We start from the raw sequence: 17,036 nt of genomic DNA, 5'->3' as shown, positions 1-17,036 counted from the left end.
AAGAAACAGGTGAATTTCGTGAGCCAGCCTACGCCAGCCGTGCGTACCTTCCAAGACTTGATCCTCGCCCTCCAGCAATACTGGGCCGAGCAAGGTTGTGTGGTACTTCAGCCCTACGATATGGAAGTAGGCGCCGGCACTTTCCACACTGCCACGTTCCTGCGCGCCATTGGCCCGGAAACCTGGAACGCCGCTTATGTGCAGCCCAGTCGTCGCCCGACTGACGGCCGCTACGGTGAAAACCCGAACCGTCTGCAGCACTACTATCAGTTCCAGGTAGTGCTGAAGCCGAACCCGGACAACTTCCAGGAACTGTACCTGGGCTCCCTCAAGCACGTGGGTCTGGACCCGCTGGTGCATGACATCCGTTTCGTCGAAGACAACTGGGAGTCGCCAACGCTGGGCGCCTGGGGTCTGGGCTGGGAAGTCTGGCTCAACGGCATGGAAGTGACGCAGTTCACTTACTTCCAGCAAGCGGGCGGCATCGAGTGCTACCCGGTGACCGGCGAGATCACTTACGGTCTGGAGCGTCTGGCCATGTACCTGCAAGGCGTGGACTCGGTCTACGACCTGGTCTGGGCTGACGGTCCGTTCGGCAAGGTGACCTACGGCGACGTGTTCCACCAGAACGAAGTGGAGCAGTCGACCTACAACTTCGAACACGCCAACGTCGAGAAGCTGTTCGAACTGTTCGACTTCTATGAAAGCGAAGCCAAGCGCCTGATCGAACTCGACCAGCCGCTGCCGTTGCCGAGCTACGAAATGGTGTTGAAGGCTTCCCACACCTTCAACCTGCTGGATGCGCGCCGGGCGATCTCGGTGACCGCGCGTCAGCAATACATTCTGCGTGTACGCACCCTGGCGCGTTCCGTTGCGCAAGCCTATCTGCTGGCTCGCGCCAAGCTCGGCTTCCCGATGGCGACCCCGGACCTGCGTGATGAAGTACTGGCCAAGCTGGAGGCTGCACAATGAGTGCTCAAGATTTTCTGGTTGAACTGGGCACCGAAGAACTGCCACCCAAAGCCCTGAACACCCTGGCCGAGGCATTCCTGGCCGGTATCGACAAAGGCCTGCAAGCCGCTGGCCTGAACTACGAGAGCAAAACCGTCTACGCCGCGCCGCGTCGTCTGGCCGTGCTGATTACCGCGCTGGCGACCCAGCAGCCGGATCGCAGCATCAACCTCGACGGCCCGCCACGCCAGGCAGCGTTCGATGCCGAAGGCAACCCGACTCAAGCAGCCCTGGGCTTCGCCAAGAAGTGCGGTGTAGAACTGAGCGAAATCGATCAGAGCGGCCCGAAGCTGCGCTACAGCCAAAGCATCGCCGGCAAGCCGACCGCGAGCCTGATGCCGACCATCGTCGAAGATTCCCTGAACGACCTGCCGATCCCCAAGCGCATGCGCTGGGGTGCCCGCAAGGAAGAATTCGTTCGTCCGACCCAATGGTTGGTGATGCTGCTCGGTGACCACGTCATCGACTGCACCATCCTCGCCCAGAAGGCCGGCCGCGATTCCCGTGGTCACCGCTTCCACCACCCTGAAAGCGTGCGCATCACCTCGCCGGCCAACTACCTGAACGATCTGCGTGCTGCTTATGTACTGGCCGATGCCAACGAGCGTCGCGAGCTGATCAGCAAGCGCACCGAAGAACTGGCGACGATGCAGGAAGGTACGGCCATCGTGCCGCCAAACCTGCTCGACGAAGTGACCGCGCTGGTTGAATGGCCGGTGCCGCTGGTGTGCTCGTTCGAAGAACGTTTCCTCGACGTGCCGCAAGAAGCGCTGATCACCACCATGCAGGACAATCAGAAGTACTTCTGCCTGCTGGATGCCGACGGCAAGTTGCTGCCTCGTTTCATTACCGTGGCCAACATCGAAAGCAAGGATCCACAGCAGATCATCGCCGGTAACGAAAAAGTGGTTCGCCCACGCCTGACCGATGCCGAGTTCTTCTTCAAGCAAGACAAGAAGCAAAAACTCGAAGAGTTCAATCTGCGTCTGCAGAACGTGGTGTTCCAGGAAAAACTCGGCAGTGTCTACGACAAGGCCGAGCGCGTGTCGAAACTGGCGGCCTACATTGCCGCTCGCATCGGCGGCAATGCTTCCTGGGCGGCGCGTGCCGGCCTGCTGTCCAAGTGCGACCTGGCGACCGAAATGGTCGGTGAGTTCCCGGAGATGCAAGGTGTCGCCGGTTACTACTACGCCCTCAACGACGGCGAGCCGGAAGACGTCGCCCTGGCGCTGAACGAGCAGTACATGCCGCGCGGTGCCGGCGCTGAACTGCCTACCACCCTGACCGGTGCGGCCGTGGCCATTGCCGACAAGCTCGACACCCTGGTGGGCATTTTCGGTATCGGCATGCTGCCGACCGGCAGCAAAGACCCGTATGCCCTGCGCCGCGCCGCGCTGGGTGTGTTGCGGATCCTGATCGACAAGAAGCTCGACCTCGACCTGAACGACGCCGTGGCCTTCGCCGTGAATGCGTTCGGTGCCAAGGTCAAGGCTGCCGGCCTTAATGATGCCGTGCTGGAGTTCATCTTCGACCGTCTGCGTGCCCGTTACGAAGACGAAGGCGTGGACGTCGCGACCTACCTGTCGGTACGTGCCCTGAAGCCGGGTTCGGCCCTGGACTTCGACCAGCGTGTACAAGCGGTAGAAGCGTTCCGCAAATTGCCGGAAGCCGCTGCCCTGGCCGCCGTGAACAAGCGCGTGTCGAACCTGCTGAGCAAAGTCGAAGGCTCCGTGCCGACGGTCGTTGAAGCCAAGTACTTCGACAACGCCAACGAGTTCTCGCTGTATTCGGCGATCCAGCAGGCAGACCAGGCTGTGCAGCCAATGGCCGCTGCCCGTCAGTACAGCGAATCGCTGGCGCGTCTGGCCGCATTGCGCGAACCAGTGGATGCGTTCTTCGAGGCCGTGATGGTCAACGCCGAAGACGCCAAGGTGCGAGCCAACCGCTATGCGCTGCTGGCGCGTCTGCGTGGGTTGTTCCTCGGCGTCGCCGACATTTCGTTGCTGGGCTGAGGAGCTGCTGTTGAAACTGCTGATTCTCGATCGGGACGGGGTTATCAATTACGACTCCGACGCGTACATCAAGTCGGTGGAGGAGTGGATTCCACTCCCCGGTTCGATCGAAGCGATCGCGCAGTTGAGCAAGGCCGGCTGGACGGTGGCGGTCGCCACCAACCAGTCGGGCATCGCTCGCGGCTATTACGACATCGCCACCCTGGAGACCATGCACGCCCGCTTGCGCGAGTTGGTGGCAGAGCAGGGCGGCGAAGTCGGTCTGATCGTCTATTGCCCGCACGGGCCAGACGATGGCTGCGATTGCCGCAAGCCAAAACCCGGGATGTTGAAAACCATCGCCGCGCATTACAACGTTTCGCTGACGAATCTATGGTTCGTCGGCGATACTCTCGGTGACCTGGAGGCCGCCAAAGCCGTCGACTGTCAGCCAGTTTTGGTAAAGACCGGGAAAGGCGAAAAGACTCAGGGCAAGACCCTACCGGCAGGCACCTTGATTTTTGACGATCTGGCGGCGATTGCCGCAGAACTTATCCACAACTAAGGCTCTTCTGACATCCTGGCCAAGGACTGATCGGGAGTGCGCTTGAATAGGCGGGCAGTGCCCGCAACGGTAAATGTCGCCATGTCGATACTGCAGGCCATCAGAACTTTCCTCTTTTACCTGCTGCTGGGCACCAGTTCGTTACTCTGGTGCACCCTGAGCTTTTTTATCGCGCCGTTTCTGCCGTTCAAGGCGCGTTATCGCTTTATCAACGTGTACTGGTGCCGCTGCGCCTTGTGGCTGAGCAAAGTCTTTCTGGGTATTCGCTACGAAGTGAAGGGCGCCGAGAATGTGCCTGAACAGCCCTGCGTGATTCAGTCGAACCACCAGAGCACCTGGGAGACGTTCTTTCTCTCGGCCTACTTCGAACCGTTGAGCCAGGTGCTCAAGCGCGAACTGCTCTACGTGCCGTTCTTCGGCTGGGCCATGGCCATGCTGCGGCCGATCGCCATCGACCGCGACAACCCGAAAGCCGCGCTCAAGCATGTAGCGAAGAAGGGCGATGAACTGCTCAAGGACAATGTCTGGGTGCTGATTTTCCCGGAGGGGACTCGCGTTCCCTACGGCACCATCGGCAAGTTCTCCCGAGGCGGCACCGCGTTGGCCGTCAATGCGTCATTGCCCGTGCTGCCAATTGCACACAATGCCGGCAAGTTCTGGCCAAAAACCGGTTGGGCCAAAAAGCAGGGCGTGATCACCGTGATCATCGGCGCCCCGATGTACGCCGAGGGTAGCGGGCCACGGGCCATCGCCGACCTGAATGACCGGGTGCAGGCCTGGAACGAACAGATGCAGCGCGAAATGGGTTCGCTGCCAGCAGCCCCGGCAGCACCGAGTGCGACCGACCAAGTGACTGTCTGAAGTTCTGTGGATAACCTGTGTACCGTTTTGTTGAAAATCGCTGTATTTAGTTTTTAAGCTTTTGATTTTTATACATATTTCTTAAGCAAATAAAACTTCGGAAAACGTGCATAAGTTTTTTTCGGACGTAAAAAAACCGGCTGATATAGCCGGTTTTTTTATGCCTGTAAAAATGATCAGGCTCACTCGCTCAAAAGGGGTAGCTGGACACTGAACGTCGTGCCTTGTCCTACCACGCTATGACAGGAAATCCGCCCGCCGTGACGATCCACCACCGCCTTGACCATGGACAACCCCAACCCCAGGCCGTCACTGCCGTGAGCCGATGCAAAGCGTCGATACTGACTGAACAGCTCGGGAAGCTCTTCGACGGCAATCCCTCGGCCCTGGTCGACGATCTCGCACGTTAACCAACCCTCGGTACAACTCACCCGCACGGTGATCCGCGAACCCGCCGGACTGTACTTGATGGCGTTTTCCAGCAGGTTGAACAGTGCCCGTGTCAGTAACGACTGATCGGCCAGGACCAGCGCTTCAGCATCTTCGTCGAGGTCATGCAGCAACTGAATGTTCTTCAGATGAGCGATGCTCGAGGCCTGGTCGAAAGTATCGAGCAGCAACATCGCGAACATGCTCGGCTGAAACTGATAGGCCTCGGATTCAGCCTTTGCCAACTGCACAAAGGCCTCGGTCAGGTTCAGCGCCTTGCGCACTTGTAACTCGATCTGACTGAACACTTGAGTGTCGCCAGACACCTGATGCCGCTGAACGTCGAGCAAAGCCAGAATCGCCGAGTGGGGGGCCCTCAGGTCATGAGACAGAAAACGCAGCAACACGGCCCGCTGCTCCTCGGCGTCCCGTTCGACGCTCAAGTCAGTGAGGCTCAATAACCAGCCAATCACCGAGTCGCCCTCGGCCGGCAACAGCGGCGCCAGGTCCAGACGCAGGCTGCGTGCCTGAGTGTCACGAAACTCCAGCAGCTCCAGGGTCGACAACGCCGGCAGCGTTCCATCGGACGGCACCGGGTAACCCAACTCGCTCAGTTGCTCGAGCATCTCCTCGCCCACCAGGCTGCTGGAAAATATCTCCCGAGCCTTACGGTTGGCCAACAGAATGCGCCCATTCGGATCGCTGATCAGCGTCGCCACCGGCAAGTACTCAAGGCCATCGGCAATGAAACGCCGGGTGTCACGTGTCCGGCTCATGGCCTGTTCCAGCGCGACGATTTGCCCTTGCAGCACATCGCCAGCCGGGGCCTGGGTCCGGCGGCGTTCGGGAAACACTTTCGGCTCGCTGTCCAGACGCGCCAGTTCCCAGCCGAAATAGGCGAGCACCGCATTCAGCCTTCGCCAATTCCAGATCAGGTAACCCAACAGCATACCCAGCAGACTCGCGGCCGGTGACCACCACCAACCAAGACGCAACAGCAGGCTCGAACCCAGCAGCGCGACCGCCATTGCCCCCAGGGTCAGCCATAACGCGCGACGCGGACGCACCAGCATAAGGCCCAGCAACTCACCGACAATCACCACCGATAACAACGCCGCCAAACGTTCATCGAGAGCCACAATGTTGCGCTGTTGCAGCAACCCATTGAGGATATTTGCCTGAATTTCGATGCCCGGGGTGGTGCCCATGCTCGCCGATTGCGGTGTCACGTAACGGTCCCCCAAACCTGGAGCGGTGGAGCCGATCAGGATCAAGCGATCGCGCAGCAATTCGGGCGGGACTTCACCGCGCAAGACGCTGACGTAGGGCACACTGGGAAAACCCGCATCGGAACGGATGAAAGGAATCCGTATTTTGTGGGCTCGCTGCCAGCCTTGCGTCGACGGCAGGGCCGGGGTCCCGGGCATCGGTACATTCTCCTTGTCGGCAAGGGTCTGTTCGTACAGCAGCCAGGCCAGTTGCGCGCGTGTTTGTTGTGCCGGTCCTTCGCTTAAATACACACTGCGCACGATCCCGTCGGCATCCGCTTGGGCATTGATGTGCCCGATGCCTTTGACGCAATGGCTCAGTGGCGCCACCGGTTCAATTTCCCCCAAAGGCTGTCCATAACGCGCCACGCCTTCACGCAGCAACGGCACGAAGACATTTCCGGCACGGCAGGCCGCCTGGGCCAGAAGCTGATCGTTGCCGGGATGGCTATCGGGCTCGCTGAAAATCACGTCGAACAGAATGCCTTTGGCGTTCGCAGCGTCTAGCCGATCAAGCAACTGCGCGTGCATGGCCCGCGACCAAGGCCATTTGCCTAGCTGCTGCAAGCTGTAGTCATCGATCGTGACGATGAGTATTCGTGGGTCCACCGGCAGCGGGCTCAGCCGACGCAGGTTGTCATACAGCAGATTGCTCAAGACCAGGCCATGGGTCATGGACAGCACTGCCGTCAGCGGCAACAGGATCAGACTGACCCACAGCCACTCGCGGACCATCCGCCGAAACAGCCGCTGAGCCTGGGTCGGCTCGCGGCCGTCCTTCCTTGGGCGGCCCTTCATCGGTCGTCGGCCAGGGCGCTATTGGACACGCGTGGTCCTGGGGTAATAGAAAATGTCATACACCCCGGTCTCTCCTTCTAGCCCCTGAGCGTCATACGCCGACAGGCGAACATGGTAGAACAACGCTTTCAGCCCGCTGAATTTGACCTCGGGCGTGCTGGAAAACTGCTCTTGCTTGATGTCCAGAAAGGCCGCGTCGGTGGCCACTTGCGCCCGATAACGCGTGGCGCCTTCGATGGGCTTCATGATCAATTGCCAGACAGGCACATTACCCGTTTGACCGGCCTGCCCCAACAAACGTGGGGCAGGTAACAAGTCGATTGGCGTCAACGTGCCTTGTTTCTGAATACGCAAGCCCTGACGGGCCATGACCTGGACTTCATCATCCTCAGGGCCCTGAGTCCGTTTGGCAGTGGAGCGGGCAGAGCGGGGGCGCGACAGTTCCTCATCACGATTGACCGCCACTTGCCCGTTCAGCACTTCCAGTAATGCCTGGCCACCATCATCGTTGCGCACCCGGAAGTGCGTACCCCGTACGCCCAGTACACCGACCGGCGTGACGATCTGAAAACGATCATGGTCGCTGGCACGCTTGATCACATACGACTCGACCTGACCCTGCTCGAGGATAACCTGAGGGATCGAATGTTCTTCATTGAGGTGTAGCGTGATCTGGGAGCTGGAAGGCAGCACTACCCGCGAGCCATCGCCCAGGGAAAGGCTGACAAACGCCGAAGGCGAGGTCTTGATGCCTTCCTGCTCGTCGATCGGCATGCCTTCCTGCAGTGGCGTCTGTTTACCTTTGGCATCCAGCTTCCAGGCTTCGCCAGTCAGGTGCTCGACAGTCGCGGGCAGCGGTTGGCCGCGACATTGTTGATTATCATCGATATAAGGCAGACGTTTTGCCGAGGCGGCAGCCGCCGATGCACTCTGGGTGAACAATTCCATCAACCCGGCAACCAGTAAAAGACAAACGCCAGAACGGCGTGGGAGCAATAAGGTCATGAGGTTCATGGATTGGCTTTTATGCTCTTATACAAATCATGCCGGGAAACGCCCGCGCTGACGCACGATACCTGACCGGATGCTCTGGCAGATAGCCATGGGTGCAAAGGAAATGAGATGACACATCCCTGTGTCGGAACCGAGCAGGCACTCCATGTGTTTTTCCCCTGAACTGCAGACTCGCCGAAAACCGGCGATCGACGGTCCTGCAGTTTGGCATTGACGCTCCCTGCGTCGGAGCACATCCCAATGCCCCTGTGCCGCTCAGCGAAAACGAATTTACCGGCATAAGCGGCCTTGCGCGGTCATTCTCAATATTTGTTCAGAATTGACTGAAGGCGCCTAAAACACCCAACGTTGTTGCGCCGAACGAATGTCGAGCTGGGCGGCTTCCACCTGTGCGGAGTGCACCGGGGCAAAGCCTGGCGAGTCGCCCATCACCGTGTTCGTCTCTGCCGGGCCGAAGTAACGCGGTGCAACATTCTGCTCGATGACAGATATTGACTGGACCGTGGTGCATCCCAATCCGAGACCCGCGGCCAACATCAACGCTGTTAATCTTGTAAACCCGTTAAAGATAATCTTTAGACGCATTTTTTCCCACAGTCCCTCTGGAGCATTCTGCCGATAATTCATCGCCTACCGGCTAAGTGATATCAGCGTATCCACACTTGGGAAGTTCACAGCAATTCGCCACAATTGTTCAGATTCAACCAATCAGCCTAAACTCCCGCAGGAATTTTCTTAACCGTTGCACTTACGAGATGAAGGAAGCACTCGGCATGCGTGTCGCAATACTGGATGACGAACCCGCCGAACTCCGCCGGGTGGAACAGACACTGCGACAGATCCCCGTCACGGGGGAGCAGACGTGGACGTTGCACAGTTTCGAGCGGGGAGAGGACCTGTTACGGCAACTTCGCCGGGAAACTTTCGATCTGCTGATCCTCGACTGGCAATTGCCCGACATCAGCGGTCTGTCGTTGTTGCGCTGGACCCGGGAACACATGGACTCACCACCGGCCGCGATCATGCTCACCAGTCGCGATACCGAAAGCGATATCGTCCAGGCCTTGAACGCCGGAGCCGACGATTACGTGAGCAAACCGTTTCGTCCTAATGAGCTGATGGCTCGGGTGAGCGCCGTACTTCGTCGGCATGGACTGCAACGCGCGGCAGCCACCGAAATACTCACATTCAATGACCTCGAATTCGACGACGCCGAACTCACTGTCACCCGTGCCTCCACCCCCATCAGCCTGACCGAACGGGAATACCGTCTCGCCCGCTGCCTGTTCGCCAATCTGGGCCGACCTTTGTCCCGTGAATACTTGTATGAACGCTTTTGGACCCATGAAGAAATCGTGTCCTCCCGGCCTCTGGATACTCATATTTATCGCCTGCGCAACAAGCTGGGTCTGACGGCTGATCGCGGTTGGCAACTGCTGACGATTTACGGGTATGGGTATCGGCTTGAGAGCGTAGCGACTGCCAGCGAGTGAACAGCTGTTACATTCCTTCGATTGTCTAGTCCTGAAATAGGTTTACACCTGTTTCACCCTCAAAACGCCCGATGCACCGCATCGGGCGTTTTGCATTTCAACGATAGGTGCGGACGTTTGCTGTTGTAGATGCTTATCGACTCGTCGACCATTCGAATCGCCTCGGCCAGATCTCTAGGTCGGTGAAGCAGAAACTCTGTCTTCAAGATCCCGTTTACACGCTCCGCCAAAGCGTTCTGATAACAGTCGTACCCGTCGGTCATGGAGCACCTGACTCCATGTTTGGCATGCAACTTCTGGTAGAGATCAGAGCAGTATTGCGAGCCGCGATCTGAGTGGTGCACCAGCGCCTGATCCGTTCTTCTGTTCCTTAGAGCCTTGTTCATTGCCTGTATGACCGATTCGGTGTGCAGGGTTTCATGCACGTGATGGCCGACGATTTTGCGAGAGTAGGCATCGGTCACCAAGCTCACATAGGCAACGCTTTGTTGGGTCGGCAAATAGGTGATGTCCGCCACCCAGACCTGCTCGGGGCCCGTAGCAGTCACTTGATCAGGGCCAGGTTTTAACCGATTCGGATGTCGGCGGAAGCGATGATGGCTGTCAGTGGTCTTGTGATAGGCGCGCTTGCGAGGAACCAGTTGCCGATTGTCTCGCAAGATATCGAATAGCCGATCTCGACCTACCGTTTGCGTCAGCTCAGGCTCCGCCTGCATAAGGCCATGCAGCTTACGAGTGCCCAACCGGGGCATCTGAAGACGTGTTTCCAGGACAAAACCCAGCACTTTCTGAGCATGATTGGCTTGCGCGTCATGAGCCCGGTTTCGTTTGTAGTACGCCTGCCGGGATATACCCAGAAACTGGCAAGCCCTCTGAATGCTCAGGCCTTGGACTTGCCCTTGGGTGAGGACTTGCCGGATCGCTTTTTTACGATAGAAACCCCGTAATCGTTCTTCAACACGTCAACCACCGCTTCGAAGAATTGGGCTTTCTGATTGGCAAGGGCTAGCTTTTCCTCCAGCTCCTTGATTCGCTGCTCAGGCGTCAGAGGCAAACTTTGTTCGTCCATCGGTCGGCTCCTCTGGGTGCGAATAGAGGCGCCTTGGCTCCAGTCCTGCCGCCCATGCTTGCGTAACCACACCAGCACAGTCGACCGCCCCTGAATCCCATAGCGCCGTTGAGCCTCTTTATAACTCAACTCGCCTTTTTCGACCTGATCGACGACTGCCAATTTAAAGCCCAGCGTGTAATCACGTTGGCTGCGCCTTTTTCCCGTATCCATTGGTTCCTCCTGAAGATAAGTCAGAAGGTGTAAACCTTATTCAGGACGAGACAGATCAATAAAAAAGGCCAACGCTTAGCGTTGGCCTTTTTTGTTTTAGCGGTCCTGCCGGATCAGAAGTCCAGGTTGGACACCGCCAAGGCGTTGCTTTCGATGAAGTCACGGCGAGGTTCGACCGCATCCCCCATCAGGGTGTTGAAGATCTGGTCGGCGCCGATGGCGTCTTCGATGGTCACTTTGAGCATGCGGCGCGAGCCCGGATCCATGGTGGTTTCCCACAGCTGATCAGGGTTCATCTCACCCAGACCTTTGTATCGCTGGATGGTATGACGCTTGGTGCTTTCGGCCATCAACCATTCAAGGGCTTCCTTGAATTCGGTGACGGCTTTCTTGCGTTCGCCACGCTGGATATAAGCGCCATCGTCCAGCAGGGTGCTCAGTTGAGCGCCCAGGGAAACGACGGTCTTGTAATCGTTGCTGCCGAAGAAGTCGCGGTTGAAGGTGACGTAGTTCGACAGGCCGTGGGAGATCAGTTCGACCTCTGGCAGCCAGACATTACGTTCACGGTCTTCGCGCAGGCTGGCCTTGTAGACCAGGCCGGACTTCTCGACGGTGCGCAGGCGAACTTCGTACTGAGCCAGCCAATCCTGCATCGCTGCGTGGTCGGACAGTTGCTCCATGCTCACGGCTGGCAGGTAGATGAAGTGCTCGGTCAGTTCCTGCGGGTACAGGCGCGATAGGCGCTTGAGGGTCTTCATCACCAGACGGAAGTCATTCACCAGACGCTCGAGAGCTTCACCGGAGATACCCGGGGCTTCTTCGTTCAGGTGCAGGCTCGCATCTTCCAGGGCCGACTGCGTCATGTACTCTTCCATGGCGTCGTCGTCTTTGATGTATTGCTCTTGCTTGCCTTTCTTCACTTTGTACAGCGGCGGCTGAGCGATGTAGATGTAGCCACGCTCGATCAGCTCCGGCAGCTGACGGAAGAAGAAGGTCAGCAGCAGGGTACGGATGTGCGAACCGTCGACGTCAGCATCGGTCATGATGATGATGTTGTGATAACGCAGCTTGTCGATGTTGTACTCGTCGCGACCGATGCCGCAGCCTAGCGCGGTGATCAAGGTACCCACTTCTTGCGAAGAGATCATCTTGTCGAAGCGCGCCTTCTCGACGTTCAGGATCTTGCCCTTCAATGGCAGGATGGCCTGGGTCTTGCGGTTACGTCCCTGCTTGGCGGAGCCGCCAGCAGAGTCACCTTCCACGAGGTACAGTTCGGAAAGGGCAGGGTCTTTTTCCTGGCAGTCCGCCAGTTTGCCCGGCAGGCCGGCGATGTCCAGCGCGCCTTTACGACGGGTCATCTCACGGGCTTTACGCGCCGCTTCACGCGCACGCGCCGCGTCGATCATCTTGCCGACGACCAGCTTGGCTTCGTTCGGGTTTTCCAGCAGGAAGTCGGAGAAGTACTTGCCCATTTCCTGTTCGACCGCGGTCTTCACTTCGGAAGACACCAGCTTGTCTTTGGTCTGGGAGCTGAACTTCGGATCCGGCACTTTCACCGAAATGATCGCCGTCAGGCCTTCGCGGGCATCGTCACCGGTGGTGGCGACTTTGTGCTTCTTCGCCAGGCCTTCAGCTTCGATGTAGGTGTTCAGGTTACGCGTCAGTGCCGAACGGAAACCCACCAGGTGAGTACCGCCATCGCGCTGCGGAATGTTGTTGGTGAAGCACAACAGGTTCTCGTTGAAGCTGTCGTTCCACTGCAGGGCGATTTCCACGCCGATGCCGTCTTCACGCTGGATGTTGAAGTGGAACACCTGGTTGACCGCAGTCTTGTTGGTGTTCAGGTATTCAACGAATGCACGCAGACCACCTTCGTACTTGAACAACTCTTCCTTGCCGCTGCGCTCGTCCTTGAGGACGATGCCAACACCGGAGTTGAGGAAGGACAGTTCGCGAATCCGCTTGGCCAGGATGTCCCAGCTGAAGTGGATGTTCTTGAAGGTGTCAGCCGAAGGCTTGAAGTGAATCTGGGTACCGGTGGATTCGCTGTCGCCAACGATTTTCATCGGTTCTTGCGGAACACCGTGGACGTAGGTCTGTTCCCAGATCTTGCCGCTGCGGCGAACGGTCAGGACCAGTTCTTCGGACAGGGCGTTAACCACCGATACACCTACACCGTGCAGACCACCGGAAACCTTGTAGGAGTTGTCGTCGAACTTACCGCCGGCGTGCAGCACGGTCATGATGACCTCGGCCGCCGAAACGCCTTCTTCTTTATGCACGTCTACCGGGATGCCACGACCGTTGTCGCGAACAGTGATGGATTCATCCGGGTGGATGATGATGCTGATGTCGTCGCAGTGGCCGGCCAAAGCTTCGTCGATCGAGTTATCGACCACCTCGAACACCATGTGGTGCAGACCGCTGCCATCGTCGGTGTCACCAATGTACATACCGGGACGTTTGCGTACGGCATCCAGGCCTTTCAGCACTTTAATGCTCGTTGAGTCGTACGTATTTTCTTCGCTCAATGCCTTCACTCCCGATGGTCGTGGGTCTGGGTGATACGGCCCTGTTCCACGTGGAACAAAGCGACTGGCGTTTCCGTCTGCCAGCCTTCCCTCAATAATTCGTGATCTACACAGGTGATAAAGACCTGGCAGCGTAAGTCTTCCAACAAGCGGCAAAGCGCGCGACGGTGGTGCTCGTCCAGTTCGGACGGCAGGTCATCCACCAGATAAATACACTGGCCGCGTCGGGCCTGGCTGACCAAGTGCCCTTGGGCAATCCGCAATGCACAGACCACCAACTTCTGCTGACCACGGGACAAAATGTCCGCGGCGTTATGTGCGCCTAATCGGAGACGCAAATCAGCCCGTTGTGGTCCGGCCTGGGTATGACCCATTTGCTGATCCCGCTGAAGGGATCCAGCGAGCACCGCACTCAACTCACGGTCTTTGTCCCAGCCTCGGTAATAGCTGAGCGTCAAGCCCTCAAGCTCAACCAGTTCGCTCAAGGTCTGTTCAAAGACTGGTTTCAAGGCTTTGATGTAAGCGCGGCGGTATTCATCTATTTCATCGCTGGCCTGGCACAGTTCCCTGTCCCAAACCGCTTGCGAAACGGCGTCAAGTGTACCATGCCGCAGCCAAGAGTTTCTCTGGCGCAAGGCCTTCTGCAAGCGCTGCCACGTAGACATAAATCGCGGTTCCACGTGGAACACACCCCAGTCGAGAAACTGCCGGCGAATCTTCGGCGCGCCTTCCAGCAGGCGAAAGCTGTCCGGGTTGATCAACTGCAGCGGCAGGATCTCCGCCAGTTGTGCCGCACTACGGGCGTTCTGCCCGTCGATACGGATCTGGAACTCTCCCTGACGATCGCGAGATATCCCCAATGCGCTGTGCCCACCCTCGGCCAATTCGACCTGGCCAAATACTGTGCACGCCAATTGTTCGTACTGAATAACCGGCAACAGGCGGGTGCTACGAAACGAACGGGCAAGCCCCAGCAGATGAATGGCTTCCAGAACACTGGTTTTGCCGCTGCCGTTGGCGCCGTAAAGAATGTTGATTCGGGGGGAGGGGGAGAAGGTCACCGGGTGCAGATTGCGCACCGCGGTGACCGAGACGCGACTTAAGGACATCTAGCTTCTGCTGAGCATGATTACAGACGCATCGGCATGACAACGTAAGCCGAGTCGTCGTTGTCGGACTCTTGCACCAGCGCACTGCTGTTGGAGTCGGACAGGATCAGGCGAACCTGCTCGGTGGTCATCACGCCCAATACGTCGAGCAGATAGCTCACGTTGAAGCCGATTTCCAGAGAGCCGCCGTTGTACTCAACGCCCACTTCTTCTTCCGCTTCCTCTTGCTCCGGGTTGTTCGCCTGGATCTTCAGCTGACCGTTGGCCAGCTGCAGACGGATGCCGCGGTACTTCTCGTTGGACAGAATCGCGGTACGGCTGAACGCTTCACGCAGGGCCTGGCGATCGCCGAGTACCAGCTTGTCGCCACCTTTAGGCAGAACACGCTCGTAGTCAGGGAATTTACCGTCGACCAGTTTCGAGGTGAAGGTGAACTCGCCGGTGGTAGCACGGATGTGGTGCTGGCCCAGCACGATGCTGACGTTGCCGTCCGGTTCGGTCAGCAGACGTGCCAGTTCCAGGATACCTTTGCGTGGCACGATGACCTGATGACGATCCGGCTGACCGATATCGGCCTGCATCGAGCACATGGCCAGACGGTGACCGTCGGTCGCCACAGCGCGGATGATCCCGGCCGAGACTTCCAGCAGCATGCCGTTGAGGTAATAACGCACGTCCTGCTGCGCCATGGCGAAGCTGGTGCGTTCGATCAGGCGACGCAGTTTGCTTTGCTCAAGGCTGCAGGTCAGCGAACCCGGGCCTTCTTCCACCGTCGGGAAGTCGTTGGCCGGCAGGGTCGACAGGGTGAAGCGGCTACGGCCGGCCTTCACCACGAGCTTCTGCTCATCGACCTTGATGTCGATCAGCGCGTCGTTTGGCAGGCTCTTGCAGATGTCCATCAGCTTGCGCGCAGGCACAGTGATGGAACCCGGGTCTGCAGGCTCTTCGAGTTGCACACGACCGACCAGCTCGACTTCCAGGTCGGTACCGGTCAGCGACAGTTGCTGGCCTTCGACAACCAGCAGCACGTTGGAAAGCACCGGCAAGGTCTGTCGGCGCTCGACGACGCCTGCGACCAGTTGCAGGGGTTTCAACAGGGCTTCGCGTTGAATGGTGAAATGCATGGTCTAGTCCCTTGCCTTAATAAGCTGCGCTGGTGTTCATCAAGTGGTCAGTGTACGCAGCAGGTTCTTGTAGTCCTCGCGGATGTCCGCGTCGGATTCCTTAAGCTCGTTGATCTTGCGGCAGGCGTGCAAAACAGTCGTATGGTCGCGGCCGCCAAACACATCGCCGATTTCCGGCAGGCTGTGGTTGGTCAATTCCTTGGACAACGCCATAGCGACCTGACGCGGACGTGCTACCGAGCGTGAACGACGCTTGGACAGCAGGTCGGATATCTTGATCTTGTAATACTCAGCGACGGTGCGCTGAATGTTATCCACAGAGACCAGTTTATCTTGCAACGCCAACAAGTCTTTCAGGGATTCGCGAATCAACTCGATGGTGATGTCGCGCCCCATAAAGTGCGAGTGGGCGATCACGCGTTTGAGCGCGCCTTCCAGCTCACGGACGTTGGAGCGAATACGCTGGGCGATGAAGAATGCCGCGTCGTGTGGCAGATCGACTTTGGCCTGGTCGGCCTTTTTCATCAGGATCGCTACACGGGTTTCCAGCTCCGGCGGCTCGACGGCAACCGTCAGGCCCCAGCCAAAGCGGGATTTAAGGCGTTCTTCAAGGCCTTCGATTTCTTTCGGATAGCGGTCACTGGTGAGAATGACCTGCTGGCCACCTTCGAGCAGGGCGTTGAAGGTGTGGAAAAACTCTTCCTGCGAACGTTCCTTGCGAGCGAAGAACTGAATGTCATCGATCAGCAACGCATCCACCGAACGGTAGAAGCGCTTGAACTCGTTGATCGCGTTCAACTGCAGCGCCTTGACCATGTCGGCCACGAAACGCTCCGAATGCAGGTACACGACCTTGGCATTCGGGTTCTTCTTTAATAGGTGGTTACCCACAGCGTGCATCAAGTGGGTTTTACCCAAACCGACGCCACCATAAAGGAAGAGCGGGTTGTAACCGTGCTTGGGGTTGTCCGCCACCTGCCAGGCCGCAGCCCGTGCCAGTTGGTTGGACTTACCTTCGACGAAGTTCTCGAAGGTGAAAGTGCGGTTCAGGTAGCTGGTGTGCTTGAGCGCACCTTCGACCTGCACCGTGCGCTGCTCGGAACGAACCGGGGCCTGTTGCGAACTGGCGCCGGCCATAGGGTCGAAGCTGTCGCGGGACGGCTCTTCACTGACCTCGGCAACTTTTTGCGTCGAACGCTTGGTCGGTGCCGCCGCCGGAGCAGGGGCTGGAGCGCTGACCGGTGCGGCCGCCGCCTGAGCCTGGGACGCCGCAGCGGCCAACGGGGCATTGGGTGCCGCACGCGGTGCCGAACTGCGTTTGCTGCCTATTAATAAGGAAAGCGCCGGCGCCATGCCATTGCCGTGCTCATCCAGCAGTTCAAGGACGCGGCCCAGGTACTTTTCGTTGACCCAGTCGAGAACAAAACGATTCGGTGCGTAGACACGCAACTCGTCGCCTTCGGCTTCGACCTGTAGCGGGCGGATCCAAGTGTTGAATTGTTGGGCAGGCAGCTCATCGCGCAAAAGCTCCACGCACTGCTGCCAAAGTTCCACTGACAC

The 17,036-nt window shown here is 58.3% G+C and carries 13 protein-coding genes; 5 read left to right on the top strand and 8 right to left on the bottom strand.

The genetic code is table 11. The features are described from left to right. Nucleotides 1-18 precede the first annotated feature (18 nt). From glyQ to LOY28_RS00050, 4 genes are all read left to right on the top strand, one after another. Nucleotides 19-972, top strand: a complete 954-nt coding sequence (gene glyQ / locus LOY28_RS00065) for a glycine--tRNA ligase subunit alpha (protein ID WP_003213601.1) — start codon at nt 19-21, stop codon at nt 970-972. Next, nucleotides 969-3,023, top strand: a complete 2,055-nt coding sequence (gene glyS / locus LOY28_RS00060; protein WP_018927313.1) for a glycine--tRNA ligase subunit beta — start codon at nt 969-971, stop codon at nt 3,021-3,023. Before glyQ ends, glyS begins: the two co-directional genes overlap by 4 nt. 4 nt (nt 3,024-3,027) lie before the next feature. Continuing rightward, nucleotides 3,028-3,567, top strand: a complete 540-nt coding sequence (gmhB, locus tag LOY28_RS00055) for a D-glycero-beta-D-manno-heptose 1,7-bisphosphate 7-phosphatase (protein WP_167331188.1) — start codon at nt 3,028-3,030, stop codon at nt 3,565-3,567. A gap of 81 nt (nt 3,568-3,648) precedes the next feature. Beyond that, nucleotides 3,649-4,428 carry a 1-acyl-sn-glycerol-3-phosphate acyltransferase gene (locus LOY28_RS00050; RefSeq protein WP_018927315.1) on the top strand — a complete coding sequence of 260 codons (780 nt, stop codon included), beginning with the start codon at nt 3,649-3,651 and terminating at the stop codon, nt 4,426-4,428. A 182-nt stretch (nt 4,429-4,610) separates the two neighbouring features. Here LOY28_RS00050 and LOY28_RS00045 read toward each other — a convergent pair whose 3' ends face one another. From LOY28_RS00045 to LOY28_RS00035, 3 genes are all read right to left on the bottom strand, one after another. Beyond that, a complete protein-coding gene (locus tag LOY28_RS00045) occupies nt 4,611-6,923 on the bottom strand; it encodes a CHASE2 domain-containing protein (RefSeq protein ID WP_258612895.1) in 2,313 nt (770 codons plus the stop codon). Between the two features lie 18 nt (nt 6,924-6,941). Next, on the bottom strand, nt 6,942-7,928 hold the full coding sequence (locus LOY28_RS00040; RefSeq protein ID WP_372240837.1) for a FecR domain-containing protein: 987 nt from the start codon (nt 7,926-7,928) through the stop codon (nt 6,942-6,944). A 342-nt stretch (nt 7,929-8,270) separates the two neighbouring features. Next, complete coding sequence (locus LOY28_RS00035) at nt 8,271-8,474, bottom strand: hypothetical protein (protein WP_172901216.1); 204 nt, start codon at nt 8,472-8,474, stop codon at nt 8,271-8,273. Between the two features lie 236 nt (nt 8,475-8,710). On the opposite strand from LOY28_RS00035, the gene LOY28_RS00030 reads away from it, so the two are divergent. Next, a complete protein-coding gene (locus LOY28_RS00030; protein ID WP_026286512.1) occupies nt 8,711-9,430 on the top strand; it encodes a response regulator transcription factor in 720 nt (239 codons plus the stop codon). A gap of 59 nt (nt 9,431-9,489) precedes the next feature. Here LOY28_RS00030 and LOY28_RS00025 read toward each other — a convergent pair. The 5 genes from LOY28_RS00025 to dnaA form a co-directional block, all read right to left on the bottom strand. Next, a protein-coding gene (locus LOY28_RS00025; RefSeq protein WP_258612894.1) for an IS3 family transposase occupies nt 9,490-10,712 on the bottom strand; the annotation gives its coding sequence in 2 pieces (ribosomal slippage) (nt 9,490-10,361 and nt 10,361-10,712; 1,224 coding nt in all). A gap of 113 nt (nt 10,713-10,825) precedes the next feature. Continuing rightward, on the bottom strand, nt 10,826-13,243 hold the full coding sequence (gyrB, locus tag LOY28_RS00020) for a DNA topoisomerase (ATP-hydrolyzing) subunit B (protein ID WP_007934319.1): 2,418 nt from the start codon (nt 13,241-13,243) through the stop codon (nt 10,826-10,828). A gap of 5 nt (nt 13,244-13,248) precedes the next feature. Then, entirely contained in the window at nt 13,249-14,352 is a 1,104-nt protein-coding gene (gene recF, locus LOY28_RS00015) for a DNA replication/repair protein RecF (RefSeq protein ID WP_018927321.1), read from the bottom strand. Nucleotides 14,353-14,372: 20 nt separating this feature from the next. Continuing rightward, nucleotides 14,373-15,476, bottom strand: a complete 1,104-nt coding sequence (gene dnaN / locus LOY28_RS00010) for a DNA polymerase III subunit beta (RefSeq protein WP_007903001.1) — start codon at nt 15,474-15,476, stop codon at nt 14,373-14,375. Nucleotides 15,477-15,515: 39 nt separating this feature from the next. Beyond that, the gene (dnaA, locus tag LOY28_RS00005; RefSeq protein WP_007934322.1) at nt 15,516-17,036 is read right to left on the bottom strand and encodes a chromosomal replication initiator protein DnaA; all 1,521 of its coding nucleotides are present in this window, start codon (nt 17,034-17,036) and stop codon (nt 15,516-15,518) included.

Origin of the sequence: Pseudomonas sp. B21-017 (assembly GCF_024749245.1) — a bacterium.
In the GTDB taxonomy this organism is placed as follows: domain Bacteria; phylum Pseudomonadota; class Gammaproteobacteria; order Pseudomonadales; family Pseudomonadaceae; genus Aquipseudomonas.
Note: the sequence above shows the minus strand (reverse complement) of the source record. Positions and strands in the feature narration are given on the sequence as shown.